At 69.8% G+C, this 19,290-nt stretch carries 20 protein-coding genes and 3 tRNA genes; 5 read left to right on the top strand and 18 right to left on the bottom strand.

Features of this window, described 5'->3' with window-relative positions:
- Positions 1 to 6 precede the first annotated feature (6 nt).
- From AB5J56_RS18820 to AB5J56_RS18855, 8 genes are all read right to left on the bottom strand, one after another.
- A complete protein-coding gene (locus tag AB5J56_RS18820) occupies positions 7 to 387 on the bottom strand; it encodes a DUF3291 domain-containing protein (protein WP_369233888.1) in 381 nt (126 codons plus the stop codon).
- Positions 388 to 445: 58 nt separating this feature from the next.
- A complete protein-coding gene (locus tag AB5J56_RS18825; protein WP_369233889.1) occupies positions 446 to 1,984 on the bottom strand; it encodes an MFS transporter in 1,539 nt (512 codons plus the stop codon).
- Between the two features lie 119 nt (positions 1,985 to 2,103).
- On the bottom strand, positions 2,104 to 2,673 hold the full coding sequence (locus tag AB5J56_RS18830) for a TetR/AcrR family transcriptional regulator (RefSeq protein ID WP_369233890.1): 570 nt from the start codon (positions 2,671 to 2,673) through the stop codon (positions 2,104 to 2,106).
- A 112-nt stretch (positions 2,674 to 2,785) separates the two neighbouring features.
- A complete protein-coding gene (locus tag AB5J56_RS18835; RefSeq protein WP_369233891.1) occupies positions 2,786 to 3,214 on the bottom strand; it encodes a MaoC family dehydratase in 429 nt (142 codons plus the stop codon).
- A 1-nt stretch (position 3,215) separates the two neighbouring features.
- A complete protein-coding gene (locus AB5J56_RS18840; RefSeq protein ID WP_369233892.1) occupies positions 3,216 to 3,668 on the bottom strand; it encodes a MaoC family dehydratase N-terminal domain-containing protein in 453 nt (150 codons plus the stop codon).
- Between the two features lie 169 nt (positions 3,669 to 3,837).
- Positions 3,838 to 4,002, bottom strand: coding sequence for a 50S ribosomal protein L33 (rpmG, locus tag AB5J56_RS18845; RefSeq protein WP_004571794.1), 165 nt, complete (start codon positions 4,000 to 4,002; stop codon positions 3,838 to 3,840).
- A gap of 90 nt (positions 4,003 to 4,092) precedes the next feature.
- Positions 4,093 to 4,165, bottom strand: a tRNA-Met gene (locus tag AB5J56_RS18850).
- 46 nt (positions 4,166 to 4,211) lie between these two features.
- Positions 4,212 to 4,284 (bottom strand) — tRNA-Thr (locus tag AB5J56_RS18855).
- Positions 4,285 to 4,733: 449 nt separating this feature from the next.
- Here AB5J56_RS18855 and AB5J56_RS18860 point away from each other — a divergent pair.
- Positions 4,734 to 5,993 carry an amidohydrolase family protein gene (locus AB5J56_RS18860; protein WP_369233893.1) on the top strand — a complete coding sequence of 420 codons (1,260 nt, stop codon included), beginning with the start codon at positions 4,734 to 4,736 and terminating at the stop codon, positions 5,991 to 5,993.
- Positions 5,994 to 6,144: 151 nt separating this feature from the next.
- On the opposite strand, the gene AB5J56_RS18865 is transcribed toward AB5J56_RS18860, so the two are convergent.
- Positions 6,145 to 7,266 carry a hypothetical protein gene (locus tag AB5J56_RS18865; protein WP_369233894.1) on the bottom strand — a complete coding sequence of 374 codons (1,122 nt, stop codon included), beginning with the start codon at positions 7,264 to 7,266 and terminating at the stop codon, positions 6,145 to 6,147.
- 65 nt (positions 7,267 to 7,331) lie between these two features.
- On the opposite strand from AB5J56_RS18865, the gene AB5J56_RS18870 reads away from it, so the two are divergent.
- On the top strand, positions 7,332 to 7,988 hold the full coding sequence (locus AB5J56_RS18870; protein ID WP_369233895.1) for an SDR family oxidoreductase: 657 nt from the start codon (positions 7,332 to 7,334) through the stop codon (positions 7,986 to 7,988).
- 162 nt (positions 7,989 to 8,150) lie between these two features.
- Here the strand turns inward: AB5J56_RS18870 and AB5J56_RS18875 are convergent, their stop codons facing one another.
- Both AB5J56_RS18875 and AB5J56_RS18880 read right to left on the bottom strand, forming a co-directional pair.
- Positions 8,151 to 8,363: a hypothetical protein gene (locus AB5J56_RS18875; RefSeq protein ID WP_356141695.1), complete on the bottom strand. Its 213-nt coding sequence runs from the start codon at positions 8,361 to 8,363 to the stop codon at positions 8,151 to 8,153.
- 127 nt (positions 8,364 to 8,490) lie between these two features.
- Positions 8,491 to 9,783, bottom strand: coding sequence for a hypothetical protein (locus AB5J56_RS18880; protein ID WP_369233896.1), 1,293 nt, complete (start codon positions 9,781 to 9,783; stop codon positions 8,491 to 8,493).
- A 437-nt stretch (positions 9,784 to 10,220) separates the two neighbouring features.
- Between AB5J56_RS18880 and AB5J56_RS18885 the strand changes: the two genes are divergently transcribed.
- Complete coding sequence (locus tag AB5J56_RS18885; RefSeq protein ID WP_369233897.1) at positions 10,221 to 11,279, top strand: hypothetical protein; 1,059 nt, start codon at positions 10,221 to 10,223, stop codon at positions 11,277 to 11,279.
- Positions 11,280 to 11,414: 135 nt separating this feature from the next.
- On the opposite strand, the gene AB5J56_RS18890 is transcribed toward AB5J56_RS18885, so the two are convergent.
- Positions 11,415 to 11,496, bottom strand: a tRNA-Tyr gene (locus AB5J56_RS18890).
- A gap of 202 nt (positions 11,497 to 11,698) precedes the next feature.
- Here AB5J56_RS18890 and AB5J56_RS18895 point away from each other — a divergent pair.
- A complete protein-coding gene (locus AB5J56_RS18895; RefSeq protein ID WP_369233898.1) occupies positions 11,699 to 12,187 on the top strand; it encodes a YajQ family cyclic di-GMP-binding protein in 489 nt (162 codons plus the stop codon).
- A gap of 153 nt (positions 12,188 to 12,340) precedes the next feature.
- Here AB5J56_RS18895 and AB5J56_RS18900 read toward each other — a convergent pair whose 3' ends face one another.
- Complete coding sequence (locus AB5J56_RS18900) at positions 12,341 to 12,607, bottom strand: GlsB/YeaQ/YmgE family stress response membrane protein (RefSeq protein WP_369233899.1); 267 nt, start codon at positions 12,605 to 12,607, stop codon at positions 12,341 to 12,343.
- 163 nt (positions 12,608 to 12,770) lie between these two features.
- Here AB5J56_RS18900 and AB5J56_RS18905 point away from each other — a divergent pair, with 163 nt between their 5' ends.
- Positions 12,771 to 14,051, top strand: coding sequence for an APC family permease (locus tag AB5J56_RS18905; RefSeq protein ID WP_369233900.1), 1,281 nt, complete (start codon positions 12,771 to 12,773; stop codon positions 14,049 to 14,051).
- Between the two features lie 45 nt (positions 14,052 to 14,096).
- On the opposite strand, the gene AB5J56_RS18910 is transcribed toward AB5J56_RS18905, so the two are convergent.
- The 5 genes from AB5J56_RS18910 to AB5J56_RS18930 all read right to left on the bottom strand — a co-directional run bounded on the left by AB5J56_RS18910 (position 14,097) and on the right by AB5J56_RS18930 (position 19,290).
- The gene (locus AB5J56_RS18910; RefSeq protein WP_369233901.1) at positions 14,097 to 14,663 is read right to left on the bottom strand and encodes an SMI1/KNR4 family protein; all 567 of its coding nucleotides are present in this window, start codon (positions 14,661 to 14,663) and stop codon (positions 14,097 to 14,099) included.
- A 97-nt stretch (positions 14,664 to 14,760) separates the two neighbouring features.
- Positions 14,761 to 15,153 (bottom strand): YccF domain-containing protein, encoded by a 393-nt coding sequence (locus tag AB5J56_RS18915; RefSeq protein WP_369233902.1) that lies wholly within the window; start codon positions 15,151 to 15,153, stop codon positions 14,761 to 14,763.
- A complete protein-coding gene (gene htpX / locus AB5J56_RS18920; protein ID WP_369233903.1) occupies positions 15,150 to 16,013 on the bottom strand; it encodes a zinc metalloprotease HtpX in 864 nt (287 codons plus the stop codon). Before htpX ends, AB5J56_RS18915 begins: the two co-directional genes overlap by 4 nt.
- A 200-nt stretch (positions 16,014 to 16,213) precedes the next feature.
- Positions 16,214 to 17,716, bottom strand: coding sequence for an NADH-quinone oxidoreductase subunit N (locus AB5J56_RS18925; protein ID WP_369233904.1), 1,503 nt, complete (start codon positions 17,714 to 17,716; stop codon positions 16,214 to 16,216).
- A complete protein-coding gene (locus AB5J56_RS18930; protein WP_369233905.1) occupies positions 17,713 to 19,290 on the bottom strand; it encodes an NADH-quinone oxidoreductase subunit M in 1,578 nt (525 codons plus the stop codon). The genes AB5J56_RS18925 and AB5J56_RS18930 overlap by 4 nt, the downstream gene beginning before the upstream one ends.

A 19,290-nucleotide genomic window follows, 5' to 3' on the forward strand; every position in this document is an offset into this window, starting at 1 on the left:
GTCAGGTCAGGCCAGGTGCCGGAACGCCTCGGTCCAGTCGAGCGGAAGATCGTCGCTCTTCGCCGTCCAGGTGGCGAACTTCGCGTCGCTCATCTCAGCGGCCAGGCCCCGGGACGTGGGTGCGTGGGTGCCGGAGCGGGCGAAGGCCTTGAGCGCGGCCGGCGACTCCCAGGCGGACAGCGTCCAGAAGGTCCGCCGCAGCGGCTGCGCCTTCAGGGAGGCCCCGTACGCGCCGGGCGCCCTGCTCACCTGCCGCCACACCCCCGGCGTCCTGGCGAAGAACTTCAGTGCCCCCCAGAGCGTGCGGGTCTCGAAGCGGGAGGCGAAGACATGGACCTCGACGCCCTGCGGCGGCGTGTTCGGCACGGTCCAGGGGAGGGTGGGCATGGTCGGGCTCCTTTGGCGAGTAAAGCGGCGGCGCTCGAAGTATGAGGGGCGATCAGGTTCAGCGGCCGACAATTTCGAGCTCGGGCACCGGGGTGGAGACGGCGGGCGCCGGAGTGGAGACGGCGACCTCCTGTTCCTGCTCCAGCTCGTCTGCCGCGCGCCGCCTCGCCGGGATGACCAGGGCGGCGATCCCTGCCAGGGCCACCACCGCGGAGCCCACCACGAGCGCGGGCTGCAGCCCGTCGACGAAGCTCTGCGCGGACTCGTAGCCGCCCTGTGCGGAGAAGATCGACCCCATCACCGCGATGCCGAGCGCGCCGCCGACCTCGCGCAGTGCGTTGTTGGCGCCGGAGGCGATGCCCTGCTCCTGCGGCCGGACGCTGGACATGACCAGGTTGGCGGCCGGGGCGAAGTAGAGCGCCATGCCGATACCGCTGATGATCAGGCCGGGCAGTTGGATGGCGTACGACGCGTCGACGGTGACCACGGAGGCCATGTAACCGAGGCCGACCGCCTGGAAGAACAGGCCGGTGGCGACGACCGGGCGGCCACCGATCCGGTCGGAGAGGATGCCGGCGATCGGCGCGACGAGCATCGGCATGCCGGTCCAGGGCAGCATCCGCAGTCCCGCCTCGGTGGGCGAGTAGCCGAGGACGCCCTGCATGTACTGGCTGAGCAGGAAGATCGACCCGAACATCCCGAGGAACATCAGCAGGCTCGCCGCATTGATCCCGGAGAAGGCGCGGGAGCGGAACAGCCGCATCGGGAGCATCGGGTTCTTGGCGCGGACGCTGTAGAGGACGAACCCGACGAGCAGCGCGGCTCCGGCGAACAGGCCGGTGAGGACGAGAGGGCTGGTCCAGCCGTCGGCGGGCCCCCGGACGAGGCCGTAGACGATCCCGAAGAGGCCGCCGCTGGCGAGCAGGGTGCCGGGGACGTCGAGCGGGGCGCCCGTGCCGTGCGACTCGGCGAGGCGCAGTCGGGCCAGGGGCAGCAGGGCCAGGCCGAGCGGAACGTTCAGCCAGAAGATCCAGTGCCAGGACACGTGTTCGGTGAGGCTGCCGCCGATGAGGGGTCCTGAGGCGACCGCGAGGCCGTTCACGGCTCCCCATATCCCGTACGCCATCCCGCGCCGGGCGGCGGGAACCGCGGCCGTCAGCAGGGTCAGTGTCAGCGGCATCATGATCGCCGCGCCGACACCCTGCACCGCACGGGCGGCGATCAGCGAGTCGATGCCGGGTGCCATGGCCGCGGCGGCGGACGCGCCGGTGAAGACGGTGAGTCCGGCGAGGAAGAGCCGACGGCGGCCGAACCGGTCGCCGAGGGCCGCGCCGAACATCAGCAGTACGGCGAAGGTGAGCGTGTAGGCGCTCACGGTCCACTCCAGGTCGTCCAGCGCTCCCCCGAGGTCCTTGCGGATGGAGGGCAGAGCGGTGGTGACGACGAGGTTGTCGAGGGCCGCCATGAACCCGGCGACGCTGGTGATGACCAGAGCCCAGACGACTCCCCCGCGGCGCGGGGTCTGTTCGGCCTGTTGCTTCCCGTCGGCCTGTTCGGCCCGATCGGTCGGTGCGCTCTGCTCGGTCTGCTGTGACATCGCTCCCCCAAAGAGCTTGTGATGATGCTGGTTAGTTATTGATGACTAACTTTCGCGATCATGAAAAGGCGCCGACTTCCGCCTTCGTTGCCCTGCTTCCACCTGCACTTCTACTGCTTCTACGCCTCCAGCCGACCCTTGGTCCGGGCCGAAGGATAGAGCCCTTCCCAAACCCTGTGCTCGGGCGGAAAACCCATGGCCACCAGACAGTTGATGAGCATTCCGTACGCCAGGAAGGTCGTCGTCTCGTTCATGTCGGCCCCGAGCGGCAGATGGACGGTGTCCCACAGCCGCATCCAGGCGGCCCGCACCGTCTCACCCAGTTCGTGGTCCCCGGCCCCCTCGGCGGCCGCCACCGCGACGTACGTCTGCATCTGCATGAGGAGCCGCTCCGGCTCCTCGGCGATGACCTTGGTGTACGCGTTGGCCATGGAATGAAGGGCCTCCGGGCCCTCCAGCCCTTCACCGGCCTCCTCGAAGGTGCGCCGGGTGTCCTCGATGCAGCGTTCCGCCGCCGCGAGGAAGATCGCCTTCTTGCTCGGGAAGAGCCGGAAGAGATACGGCTGCGAGACGCCGACGCGCTTGGCGATCGCCTCGGTGGACGTCCCGTAGTAGCCGCCGCGGGCGAACTCACTCGTCGCCGCGCGGATGACGCTCTCGCGCCTCTCCTCTGCGCTCATCCTGACCATGCGACTAAGTTAGTACTCAATCACTAACTACGTCAAGAGGTGCAGCGGATGGCCTTCTGAGCGCATGCGTAAGGGGCGCCCGCCATTGCGAGCGCCCCTTACCCGGCCGTCATCAGGCCAGTCGTACGACCGCTCGCGACATGCCCAGGACCTTCTGGCCCGCGCTCATGGCAACGAGGTCGACGCGCACGGTGTCGTCGTCGAGCTTGGCGGCGACCTTGGCGCTGACCTCGATGGTCGCGCCCTGGTCGTCGTTCGGGACCACGACGGGCTTGGTGAAGCGGACGCCGTACTCGACGACGGCGCCCGGGTCGCCGGCCCAGTCGGTGACGACCCGGATCGCCTCGGCCATGGTGAACATGCCGTGCGCGATGACGTCGGGAAGGCCGACCTCGACCGCGAACTTCTCGTTCCAGTGGATCGGGTTGAAGTCCCCGGAGGCGCCCGCGTACTGGACGAGCGTGGCGCGGGTCACGGGGAAGGTCTGGGCGGGCAGCTCGGTGCCGACCTCGACGTCCGCATAAGAGATCTTCGCCACCATGTCAGCCCTCCTCCGCCGCACGCGCCACGAGCTTGGTGACGGCCGTCACCACGTGCTCACCGGCCTCGTCGTGGACCTCGCCCCGGATGTCCAGGATGTCGTTGCCCGCCAGGGACTTGATCGTCTCGATGGTCGAGGTCACCGTGAGACGGTCGCCCGCGCGCACCGGCCGGCTGTAGGCGAACTTCTGGTCGCCGTGCACCACCCGGCTGTAGTCGAGGCCCAGTTGGGGGTCCTGGACGACCTGACCGGCCGCCTTGAACGTGATGGCGAACACAAACGTCGGCGGGGCGATCACATCGGCGTATCCGAGCGCCTTGGCGGCCTCCGGATCCGTGTACGCCGGGTTGGTGTCCCCCACGGCCTCGGCGAACTCGCGGATCTTCTCCCGGCCGACCTCGTAGGGGTCGGTGGGCGGGTAGGAACGCCCTACGAAGGACTGATCGAGCGCCATGGCTCGGCACCTCCTGGTTGTCTTCGCTGATGTCCCGGATCGCGCCGGGCCGCCGGATGCTCCGGCCGGGCATCGCGACCCGGCGCGGGACATGGCACGGAACATGACAGGGGCTCCAACGACGCGAGGCCGCCCCCACTAGGGGGACGGCCTCGTGTACGAGCCTGAATTATCGCGTTTCGCGGTGCGCGGTGTGCGCGTTGCAACGCGGGCAGTGCTTCTTCATCTCCAGTCGGTCCGGGTCGTTACGCCGGTTCTTCTTGGTGATGTAGTTCCGCTCCTTGCACTCCACGCAGGCCAGCGTGATCTTCGGGCGGACGTCGGTGGCAGCCACAGGAGTGCTCCTTGACGAACGGATGGGACAGGTTTAACGCATAAAAGAGTAGCCGATCGAAGGACCGACCCCACAATCGGCTACTGTCAGTAGCGGTGACCGGACTTGAACCGGTGACACAGCGATTATGAGCCGCTTGCTCTACCGACTGAGCTACACCGCTTTGATGGGATCAGGTCCCGCCTTGCGACGGGAACCTCACCCACCAGAGCCCCAATACGGAATCGAACCGTAGACCTTCTCCTTACCATGGAGACGCTCTACCGACTGAGCTATTGGGGCGAGCGATGAAGACATTACACGCTCGGCCGCCGATCGCCCAAATCCGTTTCGCGCCACCCGCCCCGACCTGTTCCCCGCCGTTACCCGAGCGTTCCAACGGCCCCTCGCGCCCCAGGAATCACAGCTGTCAGCGCCCAGGCGTCCCGGCTGCCGCGGCGGCTCCTCAACGGCCCCTCAGCGGTGCCTGACGGGCGCCGGCTCTGCGTCCGCGCGTTCCACGGCCGCCCGTCCTCGTCGGTACGACCGCCACCTGACCTCGCCGGTACGACTATTGCGCTCCTCCCCGACGCGAACGGATCACCGTCCTAGGCTCGACCCACGCTGCGTGATCTTGTGCCCCCGCTGTCCCGCTGTCCCGCTGTTCACCCTGCTCCGCCGACCCGCCGTTCCGCTCCCCGCACGCTCCGCAGCCGCCCTGCCAGCAGCCGCCCCCGAGCCCCAGGAGCGCGATGCCCGACAGTCAGCCGCAGCCGTCCCACTCCTCGTCGGGACAGACCGATACGGCCACCCTCCTGCTCTGCGGGGCGCGACTCACCGACGGCCGGACCGTGGACGTACGGCTGGGCGGCGGGCGCATCGAGGCGGTCGGCACCGCCGGCAGCCTGGCGACGCCCGGAGCCGGCGGTCCGGGCGCGCCCGGTACGCGCGTGGACCTCAGCGGCTATCTGCTCCTGCCGGCCCCCGCCGAGCCGCACGCCCACAGCGACACGGCCCTCTCGGCCGACGGCGACGGGCCCCTCTCGTACGACACCCAGGAGGTCCAGCGCCGGGCCACCGAGGCCGCGCTGCTGCAACTCGGCCACGGGGCGACCGCGTTGCGCTCCCACGTGCACGTGGGCGACGTACAGGGACTCGACGCGCTCGCGGCGGTGCTCCAGGTGCGGCGGTCGCTGCGCGGTCTCGCCGAGCTGACGACGGTGGCGATGCCCCGGGTCCTGACGGGGGTCGCCGGGGCGGACGGGCTCGCGATGCTCCGGGACGCGCTGAAAATGGGCGCCTCCGTAGTGGGTGGTTGCCCGGACGCCGACCCCGACCCGACGGGGTACACGGAGACCGTCCTCGAACTCGCCTCCGAGCACGGCTGCGCGGTCGATCTGCACACGGACGGTGACGACCCCGCCCGGCTCGGGCGGCTCGCGGCGATGGCGGGAGGTCTGCGCCCCGGGGTGACGCTCGGGCCGTGCGGCGGTCTCGCCCGGCTGCCCGCCGAGGTCGCCACACGGGCGGCGGATCAACTCGCCGCGGCCGGGGTGAGTGTGGTCTGCCTGCCGCAGGGCGGGTGCGGGGGCGTCGACCGGCTCGGGACGGCTCCGGTACGGCTGCTGCGGGCAGCCGGGGTCCGGGTCGCGGCGGGCAGCGGCGCCCTGCGCGACGTGGCGAACCCGGTGGGGCGCGGGGATCCGCTGGAGGCGGCGTACCTGCTGGCCTCGCGCTACGGGCTGCGGCCCGAGGACGCGTACGACACGGTGAGTTCCGCCGCGCGGGCCGCTCTCGGGCTGCCCGAGGTGCGGGTGGAGGCGGGGTTCCCGGCCGAGTTGCTCGCCGTCCGCGGGGACCGGCTCGCCGGGGCGCTGTCGCTTGCGTACAGCCGGATCGTCGTCCACCAGGGGCGCGTTGTGGCACGGACGAGCGCGGTGCGGGAGTACTGCAACTCGACGGCCGGGTCAGCGCTTGATCTGCCGCGGCAGGGTCGCGTGGAGTCGTCGTAGGCGGCAGGAGGCGGGCGGCGATCGCCAGGGTGCAGCGGCGAGCGGCTACGCGCGTGGGGCGTTTTTGCCGTCCACGCGCGCGTGGACCGTTTCTTGCGGTCCACGCGCGCGTGCCCGGCGTGTTCGAGTGCGTGCCGCTGTGCCCGGTGGCTCAGAGGCCGCCGCCTCCGAGGACGCTGCCGAGGGGGCTGGACCCTCCGAACTTGCCTGCGGGGATCTCGGTGGCGCCGGACGGGGCGCTGACGTCGCCTGCCTTGTCGAACTTCAGGACCAGCGGCAGCTTGGCGGCCTTCGGGTCGTCCGCGAGGACGGCGAGGTCGACCTTCACCTGGGTCAGGGCGCCGTTCTTCAGTGTGAAGTCGACGGCGACCTTCTTGTTCGGGGCGCCCTTCAGGTCCTTGCCCGTGGGGAGTTCGGCGCCGGACGGGAGGTCGCCCTCCAGCGGCCGGAGCTTGTCGAAGACGCCGGTGAGCAGGTCGCGGAAGTTGGCCTTGGCGACGATGCGTTCGGTGCCGTCCTTGCCGCCCTTGTTACTGAAGGTGACCTCGTGGGTGACGACACCGCGGACGGCTTTGAGGATCTTCTGCTGGGTCCTGGCGTCGACCTCGTCCTTGGCGGGCACGTCCGCGGCCTTCTTGAGACCACCGTTCTCGATCTTGACCCAGTCCCCTTCGAGGACGGCCCTGAACTCCTTCTCGCTCTCCGGGAGGTCGTCGGCCGACGGCATCGGAGTACCCATCGCCTTGCCGAAGGCCTTCATGTCGGCGCGGTAGTACGTGTAGTCGCCGACGACCCGGTACTCGGCCAGGAGGCCGTCGGATCCCGCGATCCTGACGCTCGTCCCGACGAGGTCCTTCTCGCCCGAATCCGCCAGCGCCTTCTTGGACTTGACGGACACGTCGATGCGCAGCCCGGTGAGCATTTCGGCGAACGCCGGGGGCAGATCCGCGTCTGCGCCCTCCTCGCCCATCAGCGAGGTGAGGGCGTCGGGATCGGCGTCCAGGTTCAACGCGAAGGCGAGCGACTTCTGTTCACCGAGCTGCTCGACGGCATGGTCGACCTTCTGCCCCGCGGTGAGGTTCTCGACCGTGCCGCAGGCGGCCGCCGTGGCGAGCAGGACGGCGGCGCAGCCGGCCGTGGTGACGGTCTTGCGTATGGCGGTGATGATGGTCTCCTCAGGACGCCGCTGGGGACGCCTCGGGGCGCCGCGCAGATGGGGTACGTCGGCGCGCGGCAGCACCCCTCGCCCCCATGTGATCGTGTGATCATTCATGTGACGCATGAGTTGTCCACAGGGTTGTGCGGCGAACGGGTCCGGCCGGGCGTACGGTCGGAAACATGCGCATTGTCATCGCTGGAGGTCATGGTCAGATCGCGCTGCGGCTCGAGCGGCTGCTCGCCGCGCGCGGTGACGAGGTTGCGGGGATCATCCGCCGCGCCGAGCAGGGCGACGATCTGCGGGCGGCCGGCGCCGAGCCGGTCCTCTGCGATCTGGAGTCGGCCTCGGTGGAGGAGGTCGCCGCACATCTGCAGGGCGCGGACGCGGCCGTCTTCGCGGCGGGCGCGGGCCCGGGCAGCGGCACGGCCCGCAAGGACACGGTGGACCGCGGCGCGGCCGTCCTCTTCACGGAGGCGGCCGAGCGTGCGGGCGTACGGCGGTACGTGGTGGTGTCCTCGATGGGCGCGGACCCGGCGCACCCGGGCGACGGCGTCTTCGACGTCTATCTGCGCGCCAAGGGCGAGGCCGACGCCTACGTACGCGGTCGTACGGCGCTGGACTGGACGATTCTGCGCCCCGGCGGCCTGCTCGACGACGCCGGCACCGGTCTCGTACGCCTGGAGGCGTCCACCGGCCGCGGCACGATCCCCCGCGACGACGTCGCGGCGGTCCTCGCGGAGCTGGTGGACACCCCGGCGACGGCGGGGCTGACTCTGGAGCTGATCAGCGGCTCGGCGCCGGTCTCGGTGGCGGTCAAGTCGGTGGCGGGGAACTGAGCGGGGCCAGGCCACAGCGGTGGCGGCGCCGAGGAGGTTCGCGCCCGCGGGCCCGGCAGTTCGAGGCCGGGCATCCGCTCGTACGGCGGGGACGGTCCGGTCAGCCGTATGGACGTACGGCAGCCATGAAGGCCGGGGCGGCGGGCTCCCGTAGCCGGACCGTCAGAACAGTGGGAGCTGTCCGGGGCATTCGGGCACGACGTACCCGTCCAGGGCCGGCTGGGCAGCCCCGAGCTGCGCCTGCCGGCGCGACCCGGGGCACGAGACCAGCTCGCCGCTCCCTCGTGCCCCCGGCGGGTCGTGCCGCGCGAACCGTCCCGCGACGACGGCGATCTCACGGCGGCACTCGGGGCAGTTGCGGCGGCGCGAAGACATGGGATCAGTGTGCCCGGTGGGGTGGGGAACGTACCGGCTGGGCAGGGTCGTTCGACACCGGACCGCACCGATGCCGTACGCCACGGGAGTGGTCGTACGGCATCGGGCGGTCCGGCGCGTGGTGGGGTCAGGCGCGGTTCTGAGCCTGGCGGCGTCGGCGTACGACGAGGACGGTGGCCGCGCCCGTGGCCACCGCGGCGGCTGCCGCGCCCGCGAGCGGGAGGGCCGGGCCGGAGCCGGTGGAGGCCAGGTCGCCCCCGGTCGTCGTCGTGTTCGTGCCGCCGGTCGACGAGGAGCCGCCGGTGGAGCCGCCGGTCGAGGCCGAGCCCGTACCGCCGGTCGACGACGAGCCGCCCGTGGAACCGCCGTTGGACGAGGAGCCGCCCGTGTCGGAGCCTCCGGTGCCGGAACCGCCCGTGGTGGACCCACCGGTCGAGCCGCTGCCGGCCACGTCGAGGGTGATGGCGGCCTTGTCGTTCGTCTTGTCCGCGTCGAACGGCCTCGTCTCGTCGCTGAGCGCGATCGAGCCCTTGGCACCCGCCACCTTCTTGTCGATCTTCAGCTTGAAGGTGTACGCGGTCACCTCACCGTCGTTCACCCAGCGCTGGGCGGTGCCGCAGCTGTACGTCGTCCCGGTCACGGGCTTGTCGCTGCAGAATCCGTCCCCCTTCACGACCGACGTACCGGCGGGAGGCGTGACCGCGACGCGCAGCGGCGGCTTCTTCTCCGAGCGCAGCACCCAGGCGGGTCCGGCGTTGGTGAACTTCACCTGCATGGTGACGGTGTCACCGACGGCGCCCTTCAGGTGGGCGCCCGAGACCTGGAAGTCGGCCGTGTTGACGGAGGTGACCGGTACGTCGATGGCGTCACCGGCGACGTCGCTCCCGCCGCCTGACTGCTCGACCAGCTTCACCGCGGGCCCGGTTCCCTGGACGGGCTTCGTGGCGGCGTCGTCCAGCGGCGGGTCGTAACTCCAGAGGGTCATGCGGAGCTTGTCGTAGAGCGCGCGGTCCAGGACCTTGACCGCGAGCGGCTTCTCCGGCGCGTAGACGACTCCGGGCTCCACCGCCTGGTCGAACTCGCACACGATGTTCGACTTCTCCGTCATCTCGTCGTACGAAGGGATGTGGTGTGCCGCGCAGTTGGACGGCACCTCCGCGAAGTCGAGACCCCGGGTGACGGAGTAGACGACCCAGGCCTTGTCCGCGGCCTTCGTCCCCTTGTTCGTGACGGTGACCGGCACGTCGAAGCTGCTGCCCGGCTTCACTCCGTCGACCGGGGCGATGCTCCCCAGAAGCAGATCGGGCGCGGCCTCGTCGGCGACCGCGGCGGACGCCGCGCCGAGGGCGAGCAGGGCCCCGGCGCTCAGCGCGCCGATGGCGGTGCGGGAGGTACGACGACCGGACGGGGAGAAGGGCATGGAGGAAGTCCTCTGTGAACACCGGGGAAACTGACGGAATCCTGCAGGGGTTTACGGACGCAAGACTTCCGTTGGCGGCAAATGGTTGCACGGGCGTTCGACTTGAGGCGGTATGGAGGGTCTGGGCGCGATCGAGTGGGTGGATGGACGGTCTTCCGAAGCCGGAGGCGCAGAAGCCGGAGTCCGCTTGATCCGTCTGCCTGACTGACGTACGTCTCACCCTCGCATGTCGTCGGGTTGTCGGGTCGTCGGGTCGTCGGGTCTGAGCGAGGTCCCTGGTCGGTTCTCCGGTCATCCAGAACACGTCCCCATCCGGAACAGGTTCGCGATCCCGCTTTCACACCGGCCGGCGACCGTCCGAGCTTGACCCTGACGCGGCTGGAACCCGGACGATCGCGCCGTACAGCACACAGCGACGCTCATCGGAGGTATCCGTCATGCTGCGCGGCAAGGGCATCCACTACGACACCGGCACCTTCCCCAACAGCGACACCTCGCGCCCCGTCTTCGACCCCCGGGACGCCGCACGGGACATGCGGGTCGTCGCACAGGACCTGCACTGCACCGCGGTCCGCATCACCGGGGGCGACCCGGACCGGATCGAGACCACGGCGCGGTTCGCGGCGGAGGAGGGCCTGGAGGTCTGGTTCTCGCCGTTCCCCTGCGAGCTGACGGACACCGAGATGCTGCCGCTGTTCACCGACTGCGCCGAGCGGGCGGAACGGCTGCGTCGGGACGGCGCCGAGGTCACCCTCGTCACCGGTTGCGAACTGAGCCTGTTCGCCCGCGGCTACCTGCCCGGCCACTCCTTCAACGAGCGCATCCCCGTCCTGGCGGGCCCCGGCCGCGAAGCCGCGCTCCAGGGCATCCCGGACAAGGTCAACACCTTCCTGGCTGAAGTCGTCGACGCCGTACGGCCCCTCTTCGGCGGCCGGGTGAGCTACGCCTCCTGCCCGCTGGACGGCGTGGACTGGACCCCGTTCGACATCGTGGGCCTGGACGCCTTCCGGAGCCTGCGCAACGCCTCCACCTTCCGTGACGACCTGCGCAAGGAGTTCGCCCACGGCAAACGCGTCGCCGTCATGGAGACCGGCTGCTGCACCTACCGCGGTGCAGGAGACTACGGCGGCGCCGGCTGGTACATGGCCAAGGAGGCCGACGGCGTCACCCTCAAGCCCGACCTGGTGCGCGACGAGGGCGAACAGGTCCGCTACCTCGACGACCTCATGACCGTCTTCGAGGAGGAGGGCGTCGACTCCGTCTTCTGGTTCAGTTTCGCCGGCTTCGCCACACCACACCGCACCTCCGGACCCGACGAGGACATGGCCTCCTACGGCATCGTCAAGATCCTCGACGAGCAGAGCGGCTACCCCGAGGACACCCGCACCTACCCCGATACGCCCTGGGAACCGAAGGAGGCGTTCCACGCCCTCGCCCGCCGCTACAGGGCACTCAAGCGGTATGGAACTCGTTCCTCGCCTGATCCGGAATCCTGATCACTCCCGGGTTCCAGCCGGAATCGCGTGAGACAAGTCACCCACTTTCGATTCCCGTCCGGGGATCACTCCCCGGACACGCAGAAACCCCCTCTGATCTGCTTTTACACAGATCAGAGGGGGTTTCCCTCAGCGTGGCGGCGCCAGGGTTCGAACCTGGGTAGGCTGAGCCGGCAGATTTACAGTCTGCTCCCTTTGGCCGCTCGGGCACACCGCCGGGGTTGCTGCCCTTCGAACCGCTTTTCGGCGGTGCTCCGTGGCAACGACGTAAACGATACCCGATGCCCGGGGGTGCTTCGCCACCCGATTGATCTGCGCTCGGACGGGAGACGATGGCTAGGCTTATGAGGATGCGGCCCGGGACCGATGCCCGGCTCGACGGCCGCCCCTACGCACCCCGATACAAGGAGCCACAGGACATGGCCGACTCCAGTTTCGACATCGTCTCGAAGGTCGAGCGGCAGGAGGTCGACAACGCCCTCAACCAGGCCGCGAAGGAGATCTCCCAGCGCTACGACTTCAAGAACGTCGGCGCCTCCATCTCCTGGTCCGGCGAGAAGATCCTGATGGAGGCGAACTCCGAGGATCGAGTCAAGGCCATCCTCGACGTGTTCGAGACCAAGCTGGTCAAGCGGGGCATCTCGCTGAAGGCGCTGGACGCCGGCGAGCCGCAGCTCTCCGGCAAGGAGTACAAGATCTTCGCGTCGATCGAGGAGGGCATCTCCCAGGACAACGCGAAGAAGGTGGCAAAGATCATCCGCGACGAGGGCCCGAAGGGCGTCAAGGCTCAGGTGCAGGGCGACGAGCTGCGCGTCAGCTCGAAGAGCCGTGACGACCTCCAGGCCGTGCAGGCGCTGCTCAAGGGCAAGGACTTCGACTTCGCCCTGCAGTACGTGAACTACCGGTAGAACCATCCGCTACCGCTGCCGCTACCCCTGCCGCTGCTCGTACCGGTAGCGGTCGCAGTAGTGGTACCAGCCGGTGAAGCGGGTACGGAGAAGGGTGGGCACCCAGAGTGCCCACCCTTCTCGCCTGCTGGCTGCGGGCTCAGTTGTGCGCGTTCAGCGGCGCGAGTCGCCGAACAGGACGCGGTAGATGATCAGCAGCACGAGCGAGCCGCCGATCGCGGCTGCCCAGGTGGTGCCGTCGTAGAACTGCTTGCTGATCGGATGGTCCAGCCAACGGGCGGATATCCAGCCGCCGATGAAAGCGCCCGCGACGCCTATGAGGGTCGTCCCGATGAAGCCGCCCGGGTCACGGCCCGGCAGCAGGAACTTGGCGATGGCTCCGGCCAACAGCCCCAGAATGATCCAGCTGATGATGCCCATGCCGTGAACCTGCCTCTCCGTACTGTGCCGTTGCTGTGCTCCTGCTCCGGCCCGGCTGTGTTCATGCGCTCTTACTGCTGGTTGTGCCGGTGTTGTTGTCCCGTTGCCGGGGAGGACGTCTCCGCGGCGGCTTCCGGTTGCGCTGATCAGTAGGGTGCGGTCCATGACACAGTCCGGCGCGGGGCCGCGCGGTGAACAGGGGCCCGGCGGGCCGCGGGCCGGTGCGGAGTTGCGGCGGACACTCGGGGCCGGGGACGCGGTCGTCATCGGTCTCGGGTCGATGATCGGTGCCGGGATCTTCGCGGCCCTGGGACCCGCGGCCCGCGCTGCGGGGTCGGGGCTGCTGCTGGGCCTCGCCGTCGCCGCCGTGGTCGCCTACTGCAACGCGATGTCCTCGGCGCGGCTGGCCGCGATGTACCCCGCCTCGGGTGGCACCTACGTGTACGGGCGCGAGCGGCTCGGCGACTTCTGGGGCTACCTGGCGGGTTGGTCGTTCATCGTCGGTAAGACGGCCTCCTGTGCGGCGATGGCGCTCACGGTGGGGGCGTACGTCTGGCCGGGGCAGGCGCACGCGGTGGCGGTCGGTGCCGTGTTTGCGCTGACCGCGGTGAACTACGGCGGCGTACAGAAGTCGGCCTGGCTGACGCGGGTGATCGTGGCGGTGGTCCTCGCGGTCCTCGCTTCCGTGATGGTCGTCTGCCTCGGCTCCGGTGCCTCCGATGCCGGGCGGCTCGACGTCGGGCTCTCCGGCGGCGTGCTTCAGGCGGCCGGTCTGCTGTTCTTCGCGTTCGCCGGGTACGCGCGGATCGCGACACTCGGTGAAGAGGTACGGGATCCGGCGCGCACCATCCCCCGCGCGATCCCGTTGGCTCTGGGCATCGCGCTGGTGGTGTACGCGGGTGTGGCGGTGGCTGTCCTTTCCGTGCTGGGGTCGGGTGGGCTCGGGCACGCGGCCGCGCCGCTGGCCGACGCGGCACGGGCGGCCGGTGCTCCGGGGCTCGTGCCGGTGGTGCGGGTGGGCGCCGCCGTGGCCGCGCTCGGCTCGCTCCTCGCTCTGATCCTGGGTGTCTCGCGGACGACGCTGGCCATGGCCCGGGACGGCCATCTGCCGGGCGCCCTGGCCGCCGTGCATCCGCGGTTCCAGGTGCCGCACCGGGCAGAGCTGGCCGTGGGCGCGGTGGTCGCCGTGCTGGCCGCGACGGTGGATGTGCGGGGCGCGATCGGGTTCTCCTCCTTCGGTGTGCTGGCGTACTACGCGGTGGCCAACTCGTCTGCGTGGACGCTCAGTTCCGCCCCGGCGTCACGGGTTGTGCCGGTCGTGGGGCTCGTCGGGTGCGTGGTACTGGCGTTCGCGCTGCCGGGGGTGTCGGTGGTCGTGGGCGCGGCTGTGCTTGCGGTGGGGGCGGCGGCGTACGGGGTACGGAAATGGGCGGCCGGGCGGTAGCTGCCGAGCCTCGGTCAGACGTCGGGATGTGCCCGCGAGCGTCGGCTACGACCTCTGCGCCGGCACCGTGCGTATCCGGAAGTCGGGCCAAGGCGCCATGTCCACCTCGTCGTTGGACTCCTCGTACCAGCCCGTGCCGTCGAGCCAGGTGCGCAGCCAGTCCGCGAGGGCCGGTGCGTCCACGTACCAGGCGTGGTCGGCCTCGGCGGCGTTCGGCTCGAAGAGCAGGACCGTGGCCTCCGGGCTGTGGCAGTCCACGCACGCGTACATGCCGCAGCCCCAGTGGGATATCGGCAGAACGCCCTCCGGCCAGGGCCAGTCGGGGTCCTTGCGGCCGCTCTTGCGGTTGGCGAGGTACTGCGGGACCGCGGCGGGTTCGCCCGACGGGTGACTGTCGAGCAGGGGCAGCAGGCCGTACTCCGGGCCGAATCCGCCGTCCCCTATCCGCGCATAGAGCGAAGCGAGCAGAGAAGGCAGGGCAAAGCCCAGGACGGCCTCGGCGCGGGCGAGCGCAGCGGCGTCCACGGGCTCGGGCAGTGAAGGCCAGCCCCACGGGCGGGTGTTGTGGGCCTCGGCTGTCACCCTGTCCAGCAACTGCTCGATCTCGGTCATGGATTCATGATGCAGCGCGGCACTGACAATCGGGCAGCCTGTGGATAACTCTGCGCCGCCGCGGCGTACGACGTGTGGCGCGGCCCCGGCCGACCCGCTAGCGGCTGGCGAACGGCTCGTCGGTGCGCACGATTTCGCGGCCCAGGGGCAGCAGCGAGACCGGGATGAGCTTGAAGTTGGCGATGCCGAACGGGATGCCGATGATCGTGACGCACAGGGCGATGCCGGTGACGATGTGCGCGATGGCGAGCCACCAGCCCGCGAGGATCAGCCACAGAACGTTGCCGATGCAGGAGGGGGCGCCCGCGTCACGGCGCTCGACCGTCGTATAGCCGAAGGGCCACAGGGCGTAGACGCCGATACGGAACGCGGCGATGCCGAACGGGATGCCGATGATCGTGATGCACAGCAGCACACCCGCGGCCAGGTATCCGAGGAACAGCCAGAAGCCGCTCAGGACGAGCCAAATGACGTTCAGGATGGTTTTCACTGAGGACGACCTGCCATCTTCTCGAGCCGGGCGATGCGCTCCGCCATCGGCGGGTGTGTGGAGAACATCTTCGACATTCCCTGTCCGGGGCGGAAGGGGTTCGCGATCATCATGTGGCTCGCGGTCTCGATGCGCGGCTCGGGAGGCAGCGGCAGTTGCTTGGTGCCCGCGTCGAGTTTGCGCAGCGCGCTTGCCAGGGCGAGCGGGTCGCCGGTGAGCTGGGCGCCGGACGCGTCCGCCTCGTACTCCCTGGAGCGGCTGATGGCGAGCCGGATGAGGGACGCGGCGATCGGGCCGAGGATGACGATCAGCAGCATGCCCAGGATGCCGGGGCCGTCGTCGTCGTTGGAGCGGCCGATCGGGATCAGCCAGGCGAAGTTGACCAGGAACAGGATGACGGAAGCGAGGGCGCCGGCGACCGACGAGATGAGGATGTCGCGGTTGTAGACGTGGCTGAGCTCGTGACCGATGACTCCGCGCAGTTCACGCTCGTCCAGAATGCGCAGGATGCCGTCGGTACAGCACACGGCCGCGTTGCGCGGGTTGCGGCCGGTCGCGAAGGCGTTCGGCGCCTCGGTCGGCGAGATGTACAGGCGTGGCATGGGCTGGCGGGCCTGTGTGGAGAGTTCGCGGACCATCCGGTAGAGGGCCGGGGCCTCGAACTCGCTCACCGGGCGCGCACGCATCGCGCGTAGAGCCAGTTTGTCGCTGTTCCAGTACGCGTACGCGTTGGTGCCGATCGCTACGAAGAGCGCGACGAAGAGGCCGGTACGCCCGAAGAAGCTGCCGATGACGATGATGAGTGCGGACAGTCCCCCGAGGAGTACGGCGGTCCTGAGCCCGTTGTGCCGGCGGTGCACGGTACGCCCTCCAAGTGGTGCGGCAGGGGAACCCTTTGCCTGCTGATGCTCTGCTTCCACTCTTCAGTGGACCCTCCCGTACTGGTCAACGCCAGGCGGGGAGCGCTAGTTCCCTTGTGCGGGCGCCGACGCGCGTGGGCCGTCCGGGTGACTAGGCAGGACGGGCCACGCGCGCGTGAAGGGTGTTTTGGCGGGACGGTTCAGAACAGGCCGGTGTCCGCCGAGAAGCGCAGGATCAGCTGGGGCGCCCCGGACAGGGCGATCCCCAGGAGCGCGGTCAGCGCGATGGCGACCGTGAGCGGGGCCGGCACGCGGTGCTTCTCGGGCTCGCCCTCGGGAGCGCGGAACAGCAGGGTCGTCCACTGGAGGTAGTAGAAGAGGGCGATCACGACGTTGACGGCCATGACCACGGCCAGCCAGCCGAGTCCCGCGTCGACGGCCGCCGAGAAGACGGTGACCTTGGCGAAGAGGCCGATGATGCCCGGCGGCAGCCCGGCCAGGCACAGCAGGAAGAAGCCGAGGATCAGGGCGGCCAGCGGGTTCGAGGCGTACAGGCCGCGGTAGTCGCTGATGCGGTTCAGGACCTTCGTGCGGCCGACGAGGGCGGCGACGGCGAAGGCGCCGAGGTTCACTGCCGCGTACATCAGGGCGTACGCGACGGTGGAGCCGATGGCCTTCTCGGCGTCCTTGGAGTAGGCGGCGGAGGCGATCGGCACCAGGAGGTAGCCGGCCTGGCCGACGGAGGACCAGGCGAGCAGCCGCACTGCGCTGTACGCGCGCGTGGCCTGCTGCCGCAGGGCGCCGACGTTGCCGACGGTCATGGTGAGGGCGGCCAGCGCTGCGAGCGCGGGGCCCCATACGTCGGCGTACGACGGGAAGGCGACGACGGTGACGAGGATCAGCCCGGAGAAGCCGACCGCCTTGCCGACGACCGACAGGTAGGCGGCGATCGGCAGAGGCGCCCCTACGTAGGTGTCGGGCACCCAGAAGTGGAAGGGCACTGCGGCCGTCTTGAAGGCGAAGCCGACGAGGGTGAGGACGACGCCCGCCTGGGCGAGGGTGTGGAACTGTCCGTCGACATGCTGGATCTTGTCCGCGATCTCGGTGAGGTAGAGGGTGCCGGTCGTCGCGTAGACGAAGCTGACCCCCATGAGGCTCACGGCGGTCGCGGTGACGGAGGACAGGAAGAACTTCAGGGCCGCTTCGGAGGACTTCTTGTCGCCGTGCTTGATGCCGACGAGGGCGAAGGCGGGCAGGGAGGCGACTTCGAGGGCGACGATGAGGGTCGCGAGGTCGCGTGAGGCGGGGAGCAGTGCGGCGCCCGCGGCCGAGGAGAGCAGCAGGAACCAGAACTCCCCTTCGGGGAGTTCCTTGTCGGCGTCCTTGAGGGCGGTGACCGACAGCAGGGCCGCGAGGAGTGCGCCGCCGAGGACCAGGAACTGGATGACGAGGGTGAAACGGTCCGCCGTGTAACTGCAGAGGTCCGTGTCGCCTGTCAGGCAGAAGGTGGCGCGGTCGCCGTCCAGGAGGGGCAGCAGCAGGAGTGCGGACGCGGCGAGGCCCGCGATCGACACCCAGCCGAGCACGGCTTTCTTGCCGTCGTCGATGAAGAGGTCGGCGACGAGCACACCGAGTCCGACGACCGCGATGAGGGTGGGCGGCGCGATCGCCAGCCAGTCGACGGACTGGACGAGGGAGCTCATCGGGTGCCTCCTGAGAGGAGCTGCTGCACGGCCGGGTCGGTGAGGCCGAGGAGGGCCTTGGGCCAGAGCCCGGCGACGACGGTGAGGGCGACGAGCGGCGTCCAGGCCGCGAACTCGTAACTCTGGACGTCGGCGAGCTGCGGGGCGCCGGGCTGCGGAGTGGCGCCCATGCAGACACGGCGGACGACGACGAGCATGTACGCGGCGGTGAGGAGCGTGCCGAAGGCGGCGATCGCCATGAACGTGAGGAACGCGGGGCGGCTGAGGTCGTCGGCGGGCTTGAACGCGCCGAACAGCGCCAGCATCTCGCCCCAGAACCCGGCGAGGCCCGGCAGGCCGAGCGAGGCGACGGCGCCGAAGGCGATGAGGCCGCCGAGGCGCGGGGCCTTGCCGTACAGGGCGGCGCCGGTCTCCTCGGCGAGGGTGTCGAGGTCGGTGGTGCCGGTCCGGTCCTTCAGCGCGCCGACGAGGAAGAAGAGGAGGCCGGTGATGAGGCCGTGCGCGATGTTGGCGAAGAGCGCGCCGTTCACGCCGGTCGGGGTCATCGTCGCGATGCCGAGCAGCACGAAGCCCATGTGGCCGACGGAGGAGTACGCGATGAGTCGCTTGAGATCGCCCTTCGCGCCCCGTTTGGCGAGGGCCAGGCAGGCCAGGGATCCGTAGATGATCCCGACGACGGCGAAGGCGGCGAGGTAGGGCGCGAAGGTGCGCAGGCCGTCGGGCGCGATCGGCAGCAGAATCCGGACGAACCCGTACGTACCCATCTTCAGCAGTACACCGGCCAGCAGGACCGAGCCGACGGTCGGCGCGGCGGTGTGCGCGTCCGGCAGCCAGCTGTGCAACGGCCACATCGGCGTCTTGACCGCGAGCCCGATTCCGATCGCCAAAACGGCGATGACCTGCACGGATGTGGTCAGCCCGCGGCCGTTGTCAGTGGCGAGTGCCACCATGTCGAATGTGCCGGACTTGATTCCGATCAGGAGCAGGCCCAGCAGCATGACGACCGAACCGAGCAGCGTGTACAGGATGAACTTCCAGGCAGCGGCCTGGCGTTCCGCACCGCCCCACCGGGCGATGAGGAAGTACATCGGGATGAGCACCATCTCGAACGCGAGGAAGAACAGCAGCAGGTCGAGGACGGCGAAGGTCGCGAGGGTGCCGGACTCGAGGACGAGCAGCAGGGCGACGAATGCCTTCGGGGTCGGACCCGCGGGCATCTTGAAGTAGCTGTAGAGCGCGCAGAGGAAGGTCAGCAGCGCGGTCAGGACCAGAAGGGGGAGGGAAATGCCGTCGATGCCGAGGTGGATCCGCACGTCGAGTGCGGGGATCCAGCTGATGTCCGTCGTGGCCTGCATCTTCGACGGGTGGTCGTGGTCGAAGCCGAGCGCGAGGACGATCGCGGCGATGAGCACCGCGCCGGTGACGACCATGCCGTGCCGCAGCACGGCCTGCTCGGGCGACTTCCCCTTCAGCCCGGGCGGGGCGGGCAGGAGAGCCGCGACGGCCCCGATGAGCGGGCCGACGACGATGAATGCCAGAAGGATCTGCATCACGGACTCGTTGATATCGATCAC

Source organism: Streptomyces sp. R21 (assembly GCF_041051975.1).
Classification (GTDB): domain Bacteria; phylum Actinomycetota; class Actinomycetes; order Streptomycetales; family Streptomycetaceae; genus Streptomyces.